This is a genomic window from Mycobacterium sp. UNC410CL29Cvi84 (assembly GCF_000686745.1).
Taxonomy (GTDB): domain Bacteria; phylum Actinomycetota; class Actinomycetes; order Mycobacteriales; family Mycobacteriaceae; genus Mycobacterium; species Mycobacterium mucogenicum_B.
On sequence record NZ_JMLM01000001.1, the window covers coordinates 474,846 to 492,083 of the forward strand.

A 17,238-nucleotide genomic window follows, 5' to 3' on the forward strand; every position below is an offset into this window, starting at 1 on the left:
TGGGCCTGGTGAGAGTTGAGTGGAACTACTTCGGGCGGCCGACCTCGTAGGTGCCCTTGTCGTCCTTGAAGGTGACCTTGACGGTGCGCTTGGTGCCGTCGATGTTCACGTCGCAGTCGAACGTCTGCCCGGACTTGACCTCAGGATCGCTGCCGTTGTTGCACTTGACGTCCTTGACGTTCTTGGCGCCGTAGCCGTTGGTCTCGTCGGTCAGGATCTTCTGCACGCCCGACTGCGCGGCGTTGATGTCGAGCTTGGTGGTGACGAAGAAGCCCGGCCACAGGAACCCGAGGACACCGACGACCGCGACGACGACCGCGGCCACGACCCCACCGATGATCAGCAGGGTCTTGCTGCTGGCCTTCTTGGCGGCCGGGGCGCCGAACTGCTGATCGAACTGCTGACCCGCGGCACCCTCACCGAACTGCGGCTGACCGTAGGCGCCCGGCTGGCCGTACTGCGGCTGACCGTACTGACCCGGCTGGCCGTACTGCGGCTGACCGTAGGCGCCCTGCTGCGGGTAGCCCTGCTGCGGGTAACCCGGGTACTGCTGCTGCGGGTAGCCCGGAACCTGCTGTGCCCCAGGCTGCGCGGCGCCGGGCTGCACCGCCGGGTACTGCTGCTGGTACTGCTCCGGGTTGTAGGCCGGCTGCTGCCCCCACGCCGGGGCGGCAGTGGTCGGCTGCTCGGCGCCGGACGCCGGCTGACCCCAAGCGGGCTGCTGACCTTGCCACTGCTGTGACGGATCAGTTCCCTCTGGACCGCTCATCGTCTCTCCCTCGGTGCTCTACTACTCGGACGTCATCCGAGCTGCTGGTCAACCACACTACCGGTGTCACCGTTCCTGGATGACCCGCACGCGGGGCGCGTGTCTGGGCATCGCCTGACCCGGCCGGCCTTAGTCTCGCGGTATGACGGACCAAATCCGGCTCGGCAACGCCATCTTGACCCGCGTCGCGGAAACCCAGGTTCAGATCCCCACCACGCTGTGGCCGTCGACGCCGCCGGAGGCCTGGCACGCCGAGGCCGAGCTGCTGGCCCCCCGGTTCTGGAACCCCGAGACCGACCTGTTCCGGATCGCGATCCAGAGCTGGGTCCTGCAGGTGGACGGGCTCACCATCGTCATCGACACCGGCGCGGGCAATGACCGGCACCGGCCGCACATGCTGCCGCTCGATCACCTCAACACGCCGTTCCTCGACACCATGCGGGCCGCGGGCATCGACCCGGCCGACGTCGACGTCGTCCTCAACACGCACCTGCACACCGATCACGTCGGCTGGAACACCCAACTGGTCGACGGCGCCTGGGTACCGACGTTCCCCAACGCCCGGTACCTGATGCCCGAGGCCGACTACCGGTTCTTCGCGCCTGACAACCCCGAGACCACCGACGAGATGCGAACGGTGTTCGAGGACAGCGTCATCCCGGTGGCGGACCAGACCGTGCAGTTCTCCGGCGACTACCAGCTGAGCGACTCGGTGTGGCTGCGGCCGGCACCCGGCCACACGCCCGGATCGTCGGTGCTGTGGCTCGATGCCGGTAAGCCGGCGGTGTTCGTCGGCGACCTGACGCACTGCCCCATCCAGATTCCGCGGCCGGATGATCCGTGCGCGTTCGACGTCAACGCGGCCGAGGCGACCGTGACCCGCAAGCGGGTGTTCACCGAGGCATCCCGGCGGCGGGCGGCCGTGGTGCCCGCGCACTATGCCGGCCACGGCGGCGCCACCATCGTGGCGCGCGGCGACCGGTTCATGGTCGACGACTGGCTGGATCTCAGCCTGGCCTGAGCCGGCCCGCGATCACATGGAGTCGATGGCGACGACGCCGCGACGCACGGCCCCGATGGCCCGCTTGGCCGTCACCCGCAGCTGCGGCGCCGGCGCGGCGAGCCGCACCTGGTCCAGCAGGTCCAGCACCTGACGGCACCACCGCACGAAATCACCTGCGGGAAGCGCATTTCCGTTGCCGTTGTCGGACATCAACAGCGCCGCTGTCAGGTCGCCGTAGGTCGCCCAGCTGTACATGGCGGCGACAAACCCGGCATCGGGTTCGCGACTGAACGGCAGCCGGTGCCGCCGCTCGTCGCCCCGGATGTCGGTCCACAGCCTGCGGGTTTTCGCCAGCGCACGACGCACCTCGTCGGTCGCCTGCTCGGCGCCCGGCGGCACGGTCGGGCCGTCGCCGCGTGACTCGAACAGCACCGCCGACACCACCGCGGCCAGCTCGGCCGGGTTCAGGTCGTCCCACACCCCGCCGCGGAGGCACTCGGCTACCAGAAGGTCGCTCTCGCTGTAGATCCGGGCCAGCAGCCGCCCGTCGTCGGTCACCGCCGGCTCGCCGTCGGCGCCTTCGATGAAGCCGCGCTCGCTGAGCAGCGACACGATGCGGTCGAAGGTGCGGGCCAGGGAGTTGGTGGCCGCGGCGACCTTCTGCTGGGTCTGGTCGTTGTCGCGTTCGATGCGCAGGTAGCGCTCGGCGGCGCGCACTCGGGCTTCGCGGTCGGGCAGTTGATGCGCGGGGTGACGGCGCATCTGCTCGCGCAGACGGGCCAGCTCCGGGTCGATGTCCGGTGTCGCCTCGGTCGCGCCGCGGCTGCGGCGCACCGACGGGACCTCGAGCTTCTCGGCCGCCGACAGCAGCGCCGACGCCAGGTCCCGGCGTACCTTCGGCTGCCGGTGTTCCACCCGTTTGGGCAGCGACATGCTGCCCAGACGCTGCGACGTTCCCGCGTAGTCGGCGGCGGAAATCCTTCCGGCCCAACGATGTTCGGTCAGTACCAGCGGGCGGGGGTCGTCGGCGTCGTACGCCGGCTCCAGCACCACGGCCAGTCCGCTGCGGCGGCCGAGGCCGATGGCGATGACGTCGCCACGCTGCAGCGCGGCCAGCGCGTCGTTGATGCCCTTGCGCCGCGTCAGGCGACCGGCTCGGGACTGCGCCCGCTCGCGTTCGGTGATGCCGGCCCGCAGCCGCGCGTACTCGAGCACCGAATCCCAGTCGTCACCCTGCTCGGCTGCGATCTCGGCGAGCATCCGCTCACCGCGCTTGATGCCGCGCACCAGCCCGGTGACCGACCGGTCCGCCTGGTACTGCGCGAACGACTGCTCGAGCAGTCGGTGCGCCGCGGCCGGCGTCATGTGCTGCACCAGGTTGATCGTCATGTTGTACGACGGCGCAAAGGAACTGCGCAGCGGGAACGTTCGGGTCGACGCCAGACCGGCGACCTGGGCCGGATCGGCCATCTCGTCGGTGGCGTGCCACAGCACGACGGCGTGGCCCTCGACGTCGATGCCGCGGCGCCCGGCGCGACCGGTCAGCTGCGTGTACTCCCCCGGCGTCAACGGGGCGTGCTGCTCGCCGTTGTATTTGACCAGGCGTTCCAGCACCACGGTGCGGGCCGGCATGTTGATGCCCAAAGCCAGTGTCTCCGTAGCGAAGACGGCCTTGACCAGGCCGGCGGTGAACAGCTCCTCGACGGTGTGCCGGAACACCGGCAGCAAGCCGGCGTGGTGGGCCGCCAGGCCGCGCAGCAGGCCTTCGCGCCACTCGTGATAGTCCAGCACCGCCAGATCGGACTCGGCCAGATCGGCGCAGCGCCGGTCGACGATCTCGGCGATCCGGTCGCGCTCGGTCTTGTTGGTCAGCCGCACCGCGGACCGCAGGCACTGCTTGACCGCGGCGTCGCACCCGGCGCGGGAGAACACGAAGGTGATGGCCGGCAGGAGCCCGGCCTGGTCGAGCGTGCCGATGACGTCGGGCCGGCTGGGCGGCCGGTACATGGCGGGCCGACCACGATGGCCGTCTCGGCCACGCCCGCGCGGCTGCCAGTCCATCAGCCGGTCCGCCTCGCGGCGATGCGCGATGTGCCGCAACAACTCCGGGTCGACGCGGGCCTTCCCCTTGCCGGGGGCCGCGCCCTTGGACAGGTCGAACAGATCGAAGAGCCGCTTGCCCACGAGCATGTGCTGCCACAGCGGCACCGGGCGGTGTTCATCGACGACGACGGTGGTGTCACCACGAACGGTCTGGATCCAGCCGCCGAACTCCTCGGCGTTGCTCACCGTCGCCGACAGGCTGACCAGCCGGACCTCGTCGGGCAGGTGCAGGATCACTTCCTCCCACACCGCGCCGCGCATGCGATCGGCCAGGAAGTGCACCTCGTCCATGACGACAAAGGCCAGGCCGTGCAACGCGTGAGAATCGGCGTACAGCATGTTGCGCAGCACTTCGGTGGTCATCACCACGATGTCGGCATCGCCGTTGATCGCCTGATCACCGGTGAGCAGGCCGATGCGTTCGGCGCCGTAGCGGGCCACCAGATCGTTGTGCTTCTGGTTGCTCAGCGCCTTGATCGGAGTGGTGTAGAAGCACTTGCGCCCGGCGGCCAGCGCCAGATGCACCGCGAACTCGCCGACCACGGTCTTGCCGGCACCCGTCGGGGCGCACACCAGGACGCCGCGACCGTTCTCGAGCGCCACGCAGGCCTCGGTCTGGAACGGATCAAGGGTGAATGACAGGCCGGCGGCGAAGTCGCGGAGCTGCGGCCCCGGTTCGATCGGGGTCACGTCCTGCGGGTCAGGTGGCGTCGTCATCGATGGTCAGCCGGGTCGGGGTGGGCACGGCAGATGGCGCATCGATGGGTTCGACGGGCCCGATCGGGGCGGCTTCGTCGTCGGGCACGGTCTCGGCTTCGCGCCGGGCCTTGCGCCGGTCGTGCAGCCGCGCCACCTGGATCGACATCTCCAGCAGCACGGTCAGCGCCAGCGACAGCGCCAGCATCGAGAACGGATCCGAGCCGGGCGTCACGAACGCCGCGAACACGAACAGACCGAAGATCAGCCCGCGGCGCCAGGCCTTGAGTTTCTCGTAGGTGAGCACCCCGACCAGGTTCAGCATGATGATCAGCAGCGGGAACTCGAAGCTGATGCCGAACACGATCAGCAGGTTGATCAGGAAGCCGAAGTACTGCTCACCGGACAGTGCGGTGATCTGCACGTCGCTGCCGACGGTCAACAGGAACGACAGGGCCGTGGACAGCACCACGTAGGCCAGGACCGCACCGGACACGAACAGCAGCGCGCCGACACCGACGAACAACGACGCGAAGCGCCGTTCCTTCTTGTAGAGGCCCGGGGTGATGAAAGCCCAGATCTGGTAGAGCCAGACCGGGCAGGCCAGGATGATGCCCGCCGCCATGCCGACCTTCAGACGCAGCATGAACTGGTCGAACGGCGCGGTGGCCAACAGCCGGCACTCGCCGTCGGGCGCGATCGACGCTCGCGATGACGCCGGCAGCGAGCAGTACGGGCCGCGCAGCCAGTCACCGAGACTGGGGAATCCGAAGAAGCTGTGGCCGTACCAGAGAAAGCCGACGACGGTCGTCAACAGGACCGCGATGACGGCGATCAGCAGCCGGGTCCGGAGCTCCTCGAGGTGATCGACGAGCGACATGGTGCCGTCAGGATTGACCCGCGACCGTCGACGGCGCGGGTCAAGCTTTCGGAAGATTCCAGATATTGGCACGTGAGTTGAAAGAGGCCGACCGCCGCGTGCACTGGGCCCGCGGCGGGATCACGGCAAAGGTCAGGCCGGGTGCTTGTCCGCGGCGTCCGGCGCGGCCTGCGGTGCAGGTGCCGGGTTCTCGACGCGCTCAGCAGTGATCGGACGCGGCGCAGGCTGCTGCTCCGTCGTGCCGTCCGACTGCATTTCCTTCAATTCGGACTTGAAGATGCGCATCGACTTACCAAGCGAACGCGCGGCGTCCGGCAGTTTCTTCGCACCGAAGAGCAGCACGAACACCGCGATGACGATCAACCAGTGCCACGGTTGCAAACCGCCCAATTTGGGTCACCTCCAGAAGTTGAGGCCGAGTCTACTCGCCAAGGCCGGGTTCATATGCCGCCAGCGCCGCGACCGCGGACTCCCGCACCCGGTCGGCGAGTGCCGGCGGGTCCAGGACCCGGACCGCCGAACCGAAACCGAGGACGAACCGGGCCATCCAGTCGGTCGACGCGTAACTCATGGTGGCTTCCCAGCTGCCGTCGGGAATCTCGCGCTGCACCGCCAGCGGGTAGTAGTCGAACATCCACGCCGCGGACTCGTCGATCAGCAGCGTCGCCACCGGGAGTGTCGGATCCGCGGTCTCCGCGGAGAACAGCGACGTGTCCGGGCCGGCCTGCACCGCGGGCGCCGGCGGTGCGGCGGGTTCGTCCAGCGCGGTGGCGTCGACGACGCGGTCGAAGCGGAACAGCCGCACCCCCTCGGCGGTGCGGCACCACGCCTCGAGGTAGCTGTGGTCACCGATCAGGGCCACCCGGATCGGGTCGACGATGCGTTGCGAGACGGTGTCATGCGACGCGGAGTAGTACTCGAGGGACAACGCGCGCTTGTCGCGGACCGCGGCCCGCACCGTCGCGGTCGCCTTGTTCTCGACGTCGCCGGTGACATCCGGGGCCGGTACCGCCGCGGCCGTCGCGCCGGCGGTCCCGGCAGCGGCCTCGATCTTGGCGATCACGCTGCGCGCCACGTCGGGATCCACCACACCGGGTACGTCGACCAGCGCGCGCAGCGCCATCAGCACACCGGTGGCCTCCGGCGAGGTGAGTCGCAGTGCCCGGTCCATCCCCGCCGAGAAGATCACCTCGATGGTGTCGCCCTCGAAGTCGAGGTCGATCAGTTCCCCGGGACCTCCGCCGGGCAGTCCGCAGACGAACAGCTGCCAGAGGTCGGCTTCGAGCTGCTTGCGCGTCACGCCGAGATCAGCGGCGGCCTTGGTGTGGCTGACCCGCGGATTGGCCTGGAAATACGGGACCATGTTCAGCAGCCGCACGAGGCGGGTGGATACGTTGCTCACTTGTGAAGGCTCTCCCCCGCCTGCGCACGCAACCGACCGATCACGTTGTCCCGCAAAGATTTCGGCTCCAAGGCCACGGCGTCGGCGCCGTAGCCGGCGACCTCCCGGGCCAGCCGGTCGACCATGCCGATGTCGATGACGATCTCGTCGCCGCTGCGCCCGCCGCGCGTACTGGGTGACGTGCTGACGGCCTGCCGGCGCAACGCCGTCGCCCGCCCCTCGGCGACCCAGATGCGTGCCTGCTCGCCGGCCGGCCACTCGGCGACCGCGCGGTGCACGATGTCCCGCAGGTTGACGCCCTCGGGCCGCGTGACGGCGTGGTCGGGTCCGACGGCGCGCACCTCGCCGGCGATGCGCGACACCCGGAAGGTGCGCGCGTCGTTGCGGTCGCGGTCGTGGCCGACGACGTACCACCGGCCGCGGTAGGTGACCACGCCCCACGGCTCGAGGGTGCGGTCGACGTAGGGCGAGCTCCGGTTGGGGCGGTGCGCGAACTGCACGGCACGGCCGGAGTCGATGGCGGACAACAGAATTCCCAGGGCCTCCTCGGAACCGCGCAGCCCCTGCGTGGTTCCGGTGGTGATCGCGACGCCTGCGTCGGGCGCGTCGACGTCCACGCCGGCCGCCCGCAGCTTGAGCAGCGCGCTCTGCGTGGCGGTGACCATCTCCTGCGATTCCCACAGCTGGGTGGCGATCGCGACGACGGCCCGTTCGTCGCCCGTCAGCTCGACGGGCGGCAGCTCGTAGGCGGTGCGGTTGATGCGGTAGCCGTCGTTGACGTCCATCATCGAGGCGCGCCCGGTCTCCAGCGGGATGCCGAGGTCGCGCAGCTCGTTCTTGTCGCGCTCGAACATCCGGGAGAACGCCTCGTCGGTCGGCGGGTCCTGGTAGCCGGTGACGTTGGCCCGGATCTGCTCCGCGGACAGATAGCTACGGGTGGACAGGAGCGCAATGACGAGGTTCATCAACCGCTCAACCTTGGACGTCGCCACGTCCAACAGACTAAGTGGTTGCTGTGCGCCGTCCCGTTACCGGCGCGCCCGCTGTGCGGGACGCGCCCGTCACATGCTGGCGATCAGCCGGTTCACCCGCTCGTCGACCGACCGGAACGGGTCCTTGCAGAGCACCGTGCGCTGCGCCTGGTCGTTGAGCTTCAGGTGCACCCAGTCGACGGTGAAGTCGCGCCCGGCTTCCTGTGCGGCGGTGATGAATTCGCCGCGCAGCTTGGCCCGGGTGGTTTGCGGCGGGGTGTTGACCGCCGCGTCGATCTCCTCGTCGGTGGTGATGCGGGCGGCCAATCCCTTGCGCTGCAACAGATCGAACACGCCGCGTCCGCGCTTGATGTCGTGGTAGGCCAGGTCCAGCTGCGCGATCTTGGGGTCGGACAGCTCCATGCTGTAGCGATCCTGGTACCGCTGGAACAACTTCCGCTTGATCACCCAGTCGATCTCGGTGTCGACCTTCGCGAAGTCCTGGCTCTCGACGGCGTCGAGCTGGCGGCCCCACAGGTCGACGACCTGCTCGAGCTGCACGTTCGGCTCGCGGGTCTGCAGGTAATCGACGGCACGCGAGTGGTATTCACGCTGGATGTCCAGGGCCGAGGCCTGCCGCCCGCCGGCCAGCCGCACGGCACGTCGGCCGGTCAGGTCGTGGCTGACCTCGCGGATGGCCCGAATCGGGTTGTCCAGCGAGAAGTCCCGGAACGGCACGCCCGCCTCGATCATCTCCAGCACCAGCGAGGCGCTGCCCACCTTGAGCATGGTGGTGGACTCGCACATGTTGGAGTCGCCGACGATGACGTGCAGCCGGCGGTACTTCTCGGCGTCGGCGTGCGGCTCGTCGCGGGTGTTGATGATGGGGCGTGATCTCGTGGTCGCGCTGGAGACACCCTCCCAGATGTGCTCGGCGCGCTGGCTCAGACAGAACGTCGCGGCCTTCGGGGTCTGCAGCACCTTGCCCGCGCCGCAGATCAACTGGCGGGTGACCAGGAACGGCAACAGCACGTCCGAAATCCGGGAGAACTCGCCGGCCCGCACGATCAGGTAGTTCTCGTGGCAGCCGTAGGAGTTGCCCGCCGAGTCGGTGTTGTTCTTGAACAGGTAGATGTCGCCGCCGATGCCCTCGTCGGCGAGCCGCTGCTCGGCGTCGACCAGCAGGTCTTCGAGCACGCGCTCGCCGGCGCGGTCGTGCGTGACGAGCTGCGCGAGGTTGTCGCATTCGGCGGTCGCGTACTCGGGGTGGCTGCCCACATCGAGGTACAGCCGCGCACCGTTTCGCAAGAACACGTTGGAACTGCGGCCCCACGACACCACTCGCCGGAACAGATACCGCGCTACCTCGTCAGGGCTGAGCCGGCGATGACCATGAAAAGTGCAGGTCACGCCAAACTCGGTCTCGATTCCCATGATCCGTCGCTGCACATAATCGAGCTTACGGGTTGGGAATGGGTATTAGGTGGGCAACAGGCCGGGCATCACGCAGAGATACCGGCGGCCTGCCGGGCGGCCCTGACGAAGGCGGTCTTGGTCGAGTCGATTCCGTCGAGGTATCCGCCGACCAGCGCGGCGTCCCGCAGCAGCACGAGCGATGCCGCGATCTGCTCAGGGTTGGCACGGCCGCCGGCCGCGTCCTGCAGCGCACCGCGAAACCAGTTGCGGTGCCGGGCGATGAGTTGCCGTACCGGGCTGTCCGGCGCGGGGTACTCGGCGGCGGCGTTGATGAACGGACAACCGCGGGTGTGGTACCTCGCGATGTCTTCGGCGATGCCGTCGATCACCAGCTCCAGCATGTCGGTATCCGGGCCGGCGGTGGCCGCGGCGTCGCGGAAGTAGCCGCGAATGGTCTCGTCCTCGAGGCCGAGGTACGCCTCGACGAGGCCTTCCTTGCCTGCGAAGTGGCGGTACATCGTGGCGCGCGTGACGCCCGCTTCGGCGAGTATCCGGTCGACGCCGACGGCGTGGATGCCTTCGCGGTAGAACAGCTCCGCCGCGACCCGGAGCAGCCGCTCACGTGGGCGCAGAGCCGGTTCCGCGGTATCCATAACCCCAGCGTACTCGCAAGCTAGAACGTTCTTTCTGAATTCGGGAACACATCCCGGCCGTCGACGGTTACACCGAGCAGAACGACCGTTCTTTCTACTTCAAGGAGACGCCATGACCATCACCCCGACCGAACAGGCCGACATCGACCGCGCCAACCGCTCCGGACGGCAGCCCGTCGTGTTCGTCCACGGCTTGTGGCTGCTGCCGAACAGCTGGGACAACTGGCGGACGTTGTTCGAGGAGCAGGGCTTCGTGACCCTCGCCCCCGGTTGGCCGGACGACCCGGCGACCGTGGCCGACGCCCGTCGCGATCCGTCGGTCTTCGCACACAAGGGCGTCGGCGACATCACGCAGCACTACGCCGACGTCATCCGCGCCCTCGATCGCGAGCCCATCATCATCGGCCATTCGTTCGGCGGATTGATCACCCAGAAACTGGCGGGCCTCGGCCTCGCCAAGGTGGCGGTCGCGATCGACCCCGCGCCGTTCCGCGGGGTGCTGCCGTTGCCGCTCGCGGCGCTGCGCTCGGCTTTCCCCGTGCTCGGCAACCCGCTCAACCGCGGCCGCGCGGTCGGCTTGACCCCCAAGCAGTTCCGGTTCGGGTTCGGCAACGCGGTCTCCGAGGAAGAGTCGAACAGCCTCTACGAGAGCTACTCGGTCGCCGGCCCGGGCCTGCCCCTGTTCCAGGCCGCCACCGCCAATTTCCACCCCGGCACCGAGGCCAAGGTCGACACCAAGAACCCGGAACGTGGTCCGCTGCTGATCATCTCGGGCGAGAAGGACCACACCGTGCCGTGGGCCATCGCCAACGCGTCCTACAAGCGGCAGCAGAAGAACCCGAACGTCACCGAGATCGTCGAAATCCCGGGGCGCGGCCACTCGCTGGTCATCGACAACGGGTGGCGCGACGTCGCCGCCACCGCACTGGATTTCGTCCGGCGCTTCTGACCCACCCGACCAGAAACGGCTCCGTCCGCCACCCGCAGTGGGTGGCGGACGGAGCCGTGCCGACTGGGCGGGATCAGAACGACGTATCCAGGTAGCCCGAGCTCTGGTTGGCCTCGTCGTGGTTGGAGAAGTGCTCGCCCAACACGTAAGACGAATGCGGATCGGTTCCGTTGGGGATCAGCGGATCAGTGTCGGCGCTGGCGATCGGCGCCAGCAGGAGGGCGCCGGCGATGCCGGCCGCGGCCATTGCGGGGGCGATGAACTTGATGGGGTTCTTCATGATCGGCGCTTTCTGTCGAAGGGCTCGTCCGCTTTCGGACTGACTCAATCGTCGGCTCTGACCAGGCAAAAGTCGCTACTGCAGGCACCCATTCCGTATTGCAGCCAGCCGGAAGACGCAGTTGGGTGCCAGCGCTGACGACAACGAGCGGGGCGACGACGAACCTGTCCGCATGATGATCAATCGACGGACGATGCTCGGCGGCGCGGGCGCAGTCGGGGTTGCGGCGATAGCCGGCGCAAGCGCCGACCGCGCGTTCTCATCCCCGTTGTCCCGCAACGACACTCAGGACGCGACCATGACCGACAACGCCGCCCGGTTCGGCAACCCACGCATCCCGGCCGAACTGAACACCGCGCAGCCGCACATGTTCCACCTCGGCGCCCTGGCGCCCACCCAGTTCGAGGGCGGCACGCTGCGCCAGGCCTACGAGGGCAATTGGCCGATCCTGACCGGGCAGGAAGCCAGCGTCGTGATGGTCACCCTGGAACCCGGCGGCATCCGCGAACCGCATTGGCACCCCAGCGCCTGGGAGATCAATGTCATCACGGCCGGCGTGGCGACCTGGACCCTGCTCGACCCGCTGGGGCACGCCGAGCAGTTCGAGGCCAACGTCGGCGACGTGGTGTTCGCGCCGCAGGGCTCACTGCACTACTTCGAGAACAAGGGCACCGAGAATCTGAGCCTGCTGATCGTGTTCAACGCCAGCACGCAGGAGGGCGAAGACGACATCGGCATCGGCGCATCCATCAGCAAGCTGCCGCCAGATGTTCTCAGCGTGGTGTTCGGCGTTCCCGCAGACACTTTCACCAAGTTCAAGAAGATCGACCAGTCGCTCACGATCATCAAGCGGCCGGCCCACTGAGCCGCCTCACGCCAGCGACAGGAAGAGCTTCTCCAACTCGGCCTCGGTCATCGGCTCACGGCCCTCCTCGGCGTTACCGGCCAGGCACTCGCGCAGCCCGGTGGCGACGATCTTGAATCCCGCCCGGTCGAGCGCCTTCGACACCGCCGCAAGCTGCGTGACGATGTCCTTGCACTCCCGGCCCTGCTCGATCATCGAGATGACGCCGGCGAGCTGACCCTGCGCGCGGCGCAGCCGGGCCAGAACGGCGGCCATGGCCTCTTCATCGCCGACCATGTCGCACCTGCCTTTCGTTGGTTCGCAGCCTGAGCCGCTATACCCCTCAGGGTATCAGCGCCCGGCCGGGACGGCGGCGCGCTCCCACAGCGCCCGCCACTCGTTCTCTTCGGTCTGCTTGTCGTGGTGGAGCAGTTCGGACGGCTCGGTCAGATGGATCGTCGGGTGCGGCGTCGCAAAGAAGTTGCCCTTGCCCTGAGCCGAGACATGGCCACCGACGTCGATGTAGCAGTAGCCCTCGCCCGACATCGCCGCGCCGTCGCCGACCCGCCCGAGATAGCGCAGTGCGTTGCGGGCCGCGGCCCTCGCCCCGTTCTTGGCGAAGATCGCCGCCTTGGGCAGCGGCCGCCCGGACTCCGCGGTCACGGCGGCCGCGTCACCGATGGCGAAGATGCCCGGGTACCCGGTGGCCATCTCGGTATCGACGGCGATCCAGCCCGCGCCGTCGATCGTCACGGCCGGCTCGTGTGGCGGGACGAACACCAGGAGGTCGAACTCGGCGGCGGCACCGTCGGCGAAGTGGACCACCTTGCGCTCGGCGTCGATGCGCGCGACGGCATGCTCGCCGTGGAATCCAATGTCATTGGCGCCCAGCATCTCCACCAGTTCCAGCCCGGCGTACGGGCCCGCCGACGGCATGGGCTGCTTTTCCGGGGTGTAGACCGCAATGTCGGTGGCGTCCCGGTGGCCGTTGTCCCGCAACAGGTCCGCAGCCAGAAGGGCACCCTCGTAGGGCGCGACGGGACAGCGGTACGGCAACGAGGTGACCAGGAAGACGAGCTTGCCACCCGAGAACTGCTGCAACGCGGCGTGCGCGGCAGCGGCGGCCTCGGCGCTGTAGTAGTGCACGGCGGACCCGGCGTCGACGGCCTCACGCAGGCCCGGCACCTTGTCGATGACGTTGCGGGCACCGGTGGCGATGATCAGCGCGTCGAAGGCGATCTCGTCACCGTCGGCCAGCGTCACGACGCGCGCCGAATGGTCGATGTCGGCGACCGTCCCGGTGACGGTGTTGACGCCGCGCAGCGCGGAGACGGTGGGCTCGATGGGCACGCTGCCCTCCGCACGCCAACCGCGCAGCACCCAGGGCAGGGTGAAGCCGAGGAAGTGCGAGAAGTCCTCGTCGACGATGGTCAGGTCGAGATCGTCAAGGGCCACACCGGATTCGGCAAGCTCCTTGACGACCGACAACCCTCCGATGCCGGCGCCGAGGATGACGAGCTTCTTGTCTTTCACGTTCCTACCTCCAGAACTTCATGCGGGACGGTCGATCGGATTTGGGGTGCCCGTCGCACCACTGGCCGGCGGGTACCGTGGCCTTGACGGCGTCGACGTGCATCCCGCAGCCCGACCAGGTGGTCTTGCCGCATTGCGAACATCGCTTGGCCTGGCACATGATTCACTCCCTTCAGTGGCCGCACGGGCGATCGAGCCGGTGAGCTGTTGCGCTCCTTGGCGATTCGATCCGATCAGACTCTCCGCCGCGGCTCGTACCCTTCCTTCATAGCATGCCCCCTGGGGTATGTGCCAGTGATCTTGTCACACATCTCACGACATCGTTTATACCCTAGGGGGTATGGTACGTTCGGCCTCGACGCAATACCCCACTGGGTATGTACAAGATCAGTCGCAGCCGTGGTCTATCGGCTGCTCCGGGCCGGCGACAACCGGCCCATCGGCGAAGGGAGACAACGATGCCGGCAGTCCTGGCGAGAATCTGGGTGCCCGCCGTGACCGCGGCGGCTGTCGCGCTGGGCGCGGTGGCCGTCACGCAGCTGCGTGGCGCGTTCGGCTCCGAACCGATCTTCACCGCAACCGGCAGCAGTGCCCAGCCACTCGCACCCACACACGTCAAGCGCGTCGTCTATGAGGTTTTCGGCCCCACCGGTACCGCGGGCAGCGTCAACTACCTCGACCAGAACGCCCAGCCGGTGCAGGCGAGTTTCCGCAGCCTGCCGTGGACCGTCGAGATCAGCACGACCGCGCCGGCCACGATCGCGAGCGTGGTGGCGCAAGGCGACAGCAACCGGCTCGGCTGCCGCATCACCGTGGACGGCGAGGCCCGCCAGGAGCAGTCCGCCACCGGACGTGATGCCCAGACCTCATGTCTGGTCAAGAACGCATGAGCGGCAAGACCTACGACACCCGCCCGGTGTACATGCGGTTCATCCGGCGGTTCGCCTGGCCGATCATCGTCGGGTGGCTGCTGCTGACAGTGGCCCTGAATGTGCTTGTGCCGCAGATCGAATCGGTGGCCCGAGAGCACGCGGTCACGATGTCGCCGCAGGACGCCCCGGCGTTGATCGCCGCCAAGAAGATCGGTGCGACGTACCGTGAGTCGGATTCCGACAGCATCGCGATGGTCGTCCTCGAAGGCGACGAGAAACTCGGCGACGAGGCACACCGCTATTACGACGGCCTGGTGCGGGCGCTGCGGGCCGACCCCGAGCACGTGCAGCACGTCCAGGACGTCTGGGGCGACCCGCTGACCTCGGCGGGCGTGCAGAGCCGCGACGGCAAGGCGGCCTACGTCCAGCTGAATCTCGCCGGCGACCAGGGCAGCACGCTGGGCAATGAATCGGTCGACCGCGTGCGGGAAATCGTCGAGCGGCAGACGCCTCCCCCGGGCCTGAAGGTCTACGTCACCGGGCCGGCGCCGCTGACCACCGACATGAACGAGGCCGCCGACAAGAGCATGCTCACGATGATGGGTGTGACGGGTGTCGTCATCATCATCATGCTGGCCGTGGCCTATCGCTCCGCGAGCACTGTCGCGCTGGTCCTGGTGATGGTCGGGTTCGAGATGGGCACCGCCAGGGGCCTGGTCGCGCTACTCGGCGATCACGGCCTGCTGAGCTTCTCGACGTTCGTGGTTGCCATGCTGTCCTCGCTGGCCATCGCCGCGGGAACCGACTACGCGATATTCCTGGTGGGCCGCTACCACGAGGCCCGCCAGGCCGGACAGGCCCCGGAAGCGGCCTACTACACCATGTTTCGCGGCACCGCCCACATCATCCTGGGCTCCGGCCTGACCATCGCGGGCGCGACGCTGTGCCTGCACCTGGCACGCCTGTCGTACTTCAAGGCGCTGGGTATCCCGTCCGCGCTGGGGCTCGTCGTGGTCGTCGCGGGCGCATTGACCGCCGCGCCGGCCGTGGTGGCGGTCGCCACCCGCCGCGGCCTGCTCGAGCCGAAGCGGAAGACCAAGACCACGGGCTGGCGGCGCATCGGCACCGCCACGGTCCGATGGCCGGCGCCGATCTTCGTGGCGTCCCTCCTCGTCGCCCTCGTCGGAATCATGTTCATGCCCACCATGAAACTGAGCTTCGACGACCGCTTCTACATCCCGCGCGACCTGCCGTCGAACGTCGGATACGACGCCGCCGAGCGCCACTTCAGCGCTGCCACGATGAATCCCGACATCCTGATGGTCGAGACCGATCACGACATGCGCAACAGCGCCGACATGGTCATCCTGGACAAGCTGGCCAAGGACATCTTCAAGTTGCCCGGAATCGCGATGGTGCAGAGCATCACTCGGCCGTTCGGCGGGCCGACCGAACACACCTCCATCCCCTTCCAGGTCAGCGCCCAGTCCATTCCGATCCAGCAGAACCTCCAGATCATGAAGGACCGGATGGGCGACATCCTGAAGATGAGTGACGACCTCGGTGGCCTGATCGGACCGATGAAGCGGTTGCAGGCGCTGGTGGACCAGATGAGTGGCGCCACGCAGCACCTGGCGACGGACGTACACCAGATGCACACCACCATGGGCGAACTGCGCGATCATCTGGCGGACTTCGATGACTTCGCCCGGCCGCTGCGCAACTACTTCTACTGGGAGCAGCACTGCACCGACATTCCGGTCTGCGCGGCAACAAGATCCGTCTTCGACGCCATCGACAACGTCGACACCTTCAGTTCGGACATGGCCGCACTGGGCACCGACATGGACAGCACCGTGGCGCTGCTTCCCCAGATGAAGGCGCAGTTCCCGCCCATGATCGCGACGGTCGAGTCCATGCGCGGCACGCTGCTGACCCTGCACAGCAGCTTCTCCGGGCTGATCACCCAGATGTCCGCCATGGCCGATACCGCAGGCGCCATGGGCCAGGCCTTCGACGCATCCCGTAGCGGCGACTACTTCTATCTGCCCCCAGAAGCCTTTGCCAATGCGGACTTTCAGCGCGGTCTCAAGCTGTTCCTGTCCCCTGACGGCAAGGCCGCGCGCTTCATCATCACGCACGCCGAGGACCCGGCCACCCCGGACGGCATCGCCGCGGTGCTGCCCACACTCGAGACCGCGCATCAATCGGTGAAGGGATCGGCCCTCACCGACGCCAAGTTCTACCTCGCCGGCACCGCCGCGATCTATCGCGACATCCAGTCCGGCTCGCAATACGACCTGCTGATCGTCGGCACCGCCGCGCTGACCCTGATCTTCGTCGTCATGTTGCTGATCACGCGGGCGCTGGTCGCATCGCTGGTGATCGTCGGCACCGTGCTGCTGTCGCTGGGTGCGGCGTTCGGGCTCTCGGTGCTGGTGTGGCAGAACCTGCTTGGCCTCGAGTTGAACTGGATCGCACCGGTTTTCGGGCTGATCATCCTGCTGGCGGTGGGCTCCGACTACAACCTGCTGCTGGTCTCCCGGTTCCAGGAGGAAATCGGCGCGGGACTGAAAACCGGCATCATCCGCTCGATGGGCGAGACCGGCAGTGTCGTCACCACAGCCGGTTTGGTGTTCGCCTTCACCATGATGTCGATGGCGGCCAGCGATCTGAGCTCCATCGGCCAGGCCGGTACGACCATCGGACTCGGATTGTTGTTCGACACCTTGATCGTTCGGTCATTGATGACGCCGTCGGTCGCGGCCCTCCTCGGCCGGTGGTTCTGGTGGCCGCTGCGACCCCGCCGCACGGCGGTGGTCGCAACCGAACAGCACTCCCCTGTGCCGGTGGGCTGATCAGTCGCC

Annotated in this window: 17 protein-coding genes; 5 read left to right on the plus strand and 12 right to left on the minus strand. The window is 67.9% G+C overall.

Features of this window, described 5'->3' with window-relative positions; genetic code table 11:
* Window positions 1-25: 25 nt before the first annotated feature.
* Entirely contained in the window at window positions 26-769 is a 744-nt protein-coding gene (locus tag BR47_RS0102395; protein WP_020100724.1) for a DUF4333 domain-containing protein, read from the minus strand.
* 142 nt (window positions 770-911) lie between these two features.
* Here BR47_RS0102395 and BR47_RS0102400 point away from each other — a divergent pair, with 142 nt between their 5' ends.
* Window positions 912-1,790: an MBL fold metallo-hydrolase gene (locus BR47_RS0102400; protein WP_029118470.1), complete on the plus strand. Its 879-nt coding sequence runs from the start codon at window positions 912-914 to the stop codon at window positions 1,788-1,790.
* A gap of 12 nt (window positions 1,791-1,802) precedes the next feature.
* Here the strand turns inward: BR47_RS0102400 and BR47_RS0102405 are convergent, their stop codons facing one another.
* The 7 genes from BR47_RS0102405 to BR47_RS0102435 all read right to left on the minus strand — a co-directional run bounded on the left by BR47_RS0102405 (window position 1,803) and on the right by BR47_RS0102435 (window position 9,893).
* Window positions 1,803-4,592 (minus strand): DEAD/DEAH box helicase, encoded by a 2,790-nt coding sequence (locus tag BR47_RS0102405; RefSeq protein ID WP_051634558.1) that lies wholly within the window; start codon window positions 4,590-4,592, stop codon window positions 1,803-1,805.
* Window positions 4,576-5,523 (minus strand): twin-arginine translocase subunit TatC, encoded by a 948-nt coding sequence (tatC, locus tag BR47_RS0102410; RefSeq protein ID WP_029105058.1) that lies wholly within the window; start codon window positions 5,521-5,523, stop codon window positions 4,576-4,578. Before tatC ends, BR47_RS0102405 begins: the two co-directional genes overlap by 17 nt.
* A gap of 60 nt (window positions 5,524-5,583) precedes the next feature.
* Entirely contained in the window at window positions 5,584-5,841 is a 258-nt protein-coding gene (tatA, locus tag BR47_RS0102415) for a Sec-independent protein translocase subunit TatA (protein WP_020100720.1), read from the minus strand.
* 31 nt (window positions 5,842-5,872) lie between these two features.
* On the minus strand, window positions 5,873-6,853 hold the full coding sequence (locus tag BR47_RS0102420) for a helix-turn-helix transcriptional regulator (protein ID WP_020100719.1): 981 nt from the start codon (window positions 6,851-6,853) through the stop codon (window positions 5,873-5,875).
* Entirely contained in the window at window positions 6,850-7,845 is a 996-nt protein-coding gene (locus BR47_RS0102425) for a helix-turn-helix transcriptional regulator (RefSeq protein ID WP_020100718.1), read from the minus strand. Before BR47_RS0102425 ends, BR47_RS0102420 begins: the two co-directional genes overlap by 4 nt.
* Before the next feature lie 69 nt (window positions 7,846-7,914).
* A complete protein-coding gene (gene pafA / locus BR47_RS0102430) occupies window positions 7,915-9,273 on the minus strand; it encodes a Pup--protein ligase (RefSeq protein WP_029105057.1) in 1,359 nt (452 codons plus the stop codon).
* A 53-nt stretch (window positions 9,274-9,326) separates the two neighbouring features.
* Complete coding sequence (locus BR47_RS0102435; protein WP_020100716.1) at window positions 9,327-9,893, minus strand: TetR/AcrR family transcriptional regulator; 567 nt, start codon at window positions 9,891-9,893, stop codon at window positions 9,327-9,329.
* Window positions 9,894-10,005: 112 nt separating this feature from the next.
* Between BR47_RS0102435 and BR47_RS0102440 the strand changes: the two genes are divergently transcribed.
* Window positions 10,006-10,842: an alpha/beta hydrolase gene (locus tag BR47_RS0102440; RefSeq protein ID WP_029118472.1), complete on the plus strand. Its 837-nt coding sequence runs from the start codon at window positions 10,006-10,008 to the stop codon at window positions 10,840-10,842.
* Between the two features lie 73 nt (window positions 10,843-10,915).
* Here BR47_RS0102440 and BR47_RS0102445 read toward each other — a convergent pair whose 3' ends face one another.
* Window positions 10,916-11,122: a hypothetical protein gene (locus BR47_RS0102445; protein ID WP_020100714.1), complete on the minus strand. Its 207-nt coding sequence runs from the start codon at window positions 11,120-11,122 to the stop codon at window positions 10,916-10,918.
* A gap of 172 nt (window positions 11,123-11,294) precedes the next feature.
* Between BR47_RS0102445 and BR47_RS0102450 the strand changes: the two genes are divergently transcribed.
* Window positions 11,295-11,987: a cupin domain-containing protein gene (locus BR47_RS0102450; protein ID WP_036420445.1), complete on the plus strand. Its 693-nt coding sequence runs from the start codon at window positions 11,295-11,297 to the stop codon at window positions 11,985-11,987.
* 6 nt (window positions 11,988-11,993) lie between these two features.
* On the opposite strand, the gene BR47_RS0102455 is transcribed toward BR47_RS0102450, so the two are convergent.
* Genes BR47_RS0102455 through BR47_RS34180 form a run of 3 tightly spaced genes read right to left on the minus strand, consistent with a single transcriptional unit; the run spans window position 11,994 to window position 13,659 of the window.
* Window positions 11,994-12,263 (minus strand): metal-sensitive transcriptional regulator, encoded by a 270-nt coding sequence (locus tag BR47_RS0102455; RefSeq protein ID WP_020100712.1) that lies wholly within the window; start codon window positions 12,261-12,263, stop codon window positions 11,994-11,996.
* A gap of 54 nt (window positions 12,264-12,317) precedes the next feature.
* The gene (locus BR47_RS0102460; RefSeq protein WP_020100711.1) at window positions 12,318-13,499 is read right to left on the minus strand and encodes an NAD(P)/FAD-dependent oxidoreductase; all 1,182 of its coding nucleotides are present in this window, start codon (window positions 13,497-13,499) and stop codon (window positions 12,318-12,320) included.
* A 4-nt stretch (window positions 13,500-13,503) separates the two neighbouring features.
* Window positions 13,504-13,659, minus strand: a complete 156-nt coding sequence (locus BR47_RS34180) for a DUF8730 family Cys-rich protein (protein ID WP_090562312.1) — start codon at window positions 13,657-13,659, stop codon at window positions 13,504-13,506.
* A 298-nt stretch (window positions 13,660-13,957) separates the two neighbouring features.
* On the opposite strand from BR47_RS34180, the gene BR47_RS0102465 reads away from it, so the two are divergent.
* Together BR47_RS0102465 and BR47_RS29470 are read left to right on the plus strand one after the other, a co-directional pair.
* Window positions 13,958-14,389: an MmpS family transport accessory protein gene (locus BR47_RS0102465; protein ID WP_020100710.1), complete on the plus strand. Its 432-nt coding sequence runs from the start codon at window positions 13,958-13,960 to the stop codon at window positions 14,387-14,389.
* Entirely contained in the window at window positions 14,386-17,229 is a 2,844-nt protein-coding gene (locus BR47_RS29470; protein ID WP_036426538.1) for an MMPL/RND family transporter, read from the plus strand. The genes BR47_RS0102465 and BR47_RS29470 overlap by 4 nt, the downstream gene beginning before the upstream one ends.
* The last annotated feature ends 9 nt before the right edge of the window (window positions 17,230-17,238 follow it).

Bases quoted from the DNA above. Each gene is read 5' to 3' on its own strand.
- BR47_RS0102455 (WP_020100712.1), bottom strand. From the start codon at position 12,263: ATGGTCGGCGATGAAGAGGCCATGGCCGCCGTTCTGGCCCGGCTGCGC.
- BR47_RS0102465 (WP_020100710.1), top strand. From the start codon at position 13,958: ATGCCGGCAGTCCTGGCGAGAATCTGGGTGCCCGCCGTGACCGCGGCG.
- BR47_RS0102450 (WP_036420445.1), top strand. From the start codon at position 11,295: ATGATGATCAATCGACGGACGATGCTCGGCGGCGCGGGCGCAGTCGGG.
- BR47_RS29470 (WP_036426538.1), top strand. From the start codon at position 14,386: ATGAGCGGCAAGACCTACGACACCCGCCCGGTGTACATGCGGTTCATC.
- BR47_RS34180 (WP_090562312.1), bottom strand. From the start codon at position 13,659: ATGTGCCAGGCCAAGCGATGTTCGCAATGCGGCAAGACCACCTGGTCG.
- BR47_RS0102445 (WP_020100714.1), bottom strand. From the start codon at position 11,122: ATGAAGAACCCCATCAAGTTCATCGCCCCCGCAATGGCCGCGGCCGGC.
- BR47_RS0102400 (WP_029118470.1), top strand. From the start codon at position 912: ATGACGGACCAAATCCGGCTCGGCAACGCCATCTTGACCCGCGTCGCG.
- BR47_RS0102435 (WP_020100716.1), bottom strand. From the start codon at position 9,893: ATGGATACCGCGGAACCGGCTCTGCGCCCACGTGAGCGGCTGCTCCGG.
- BR47_RS0102440 (WP_029118472.1), top strand. From the start codon at position 10,006: ATGACCATCACCCCGACCGAACAGGCCGACATCGACCGCGCCAACCGC.
- BR47_RS0102405 (WP_051634558.1), bottom strand. From the start codon at position 4,592: ATGACGACGCCACCTGACCCGCAGGACGTGACCCCGATCGAACCGGGG.
- BR47_RS0102395 (WP_020100724.1), bottom strand. From the start codon at position 769: ATGAGCGGTCCAGAGGGAACTGATCCGTCACAGCAGTGGCAAGGTCAG.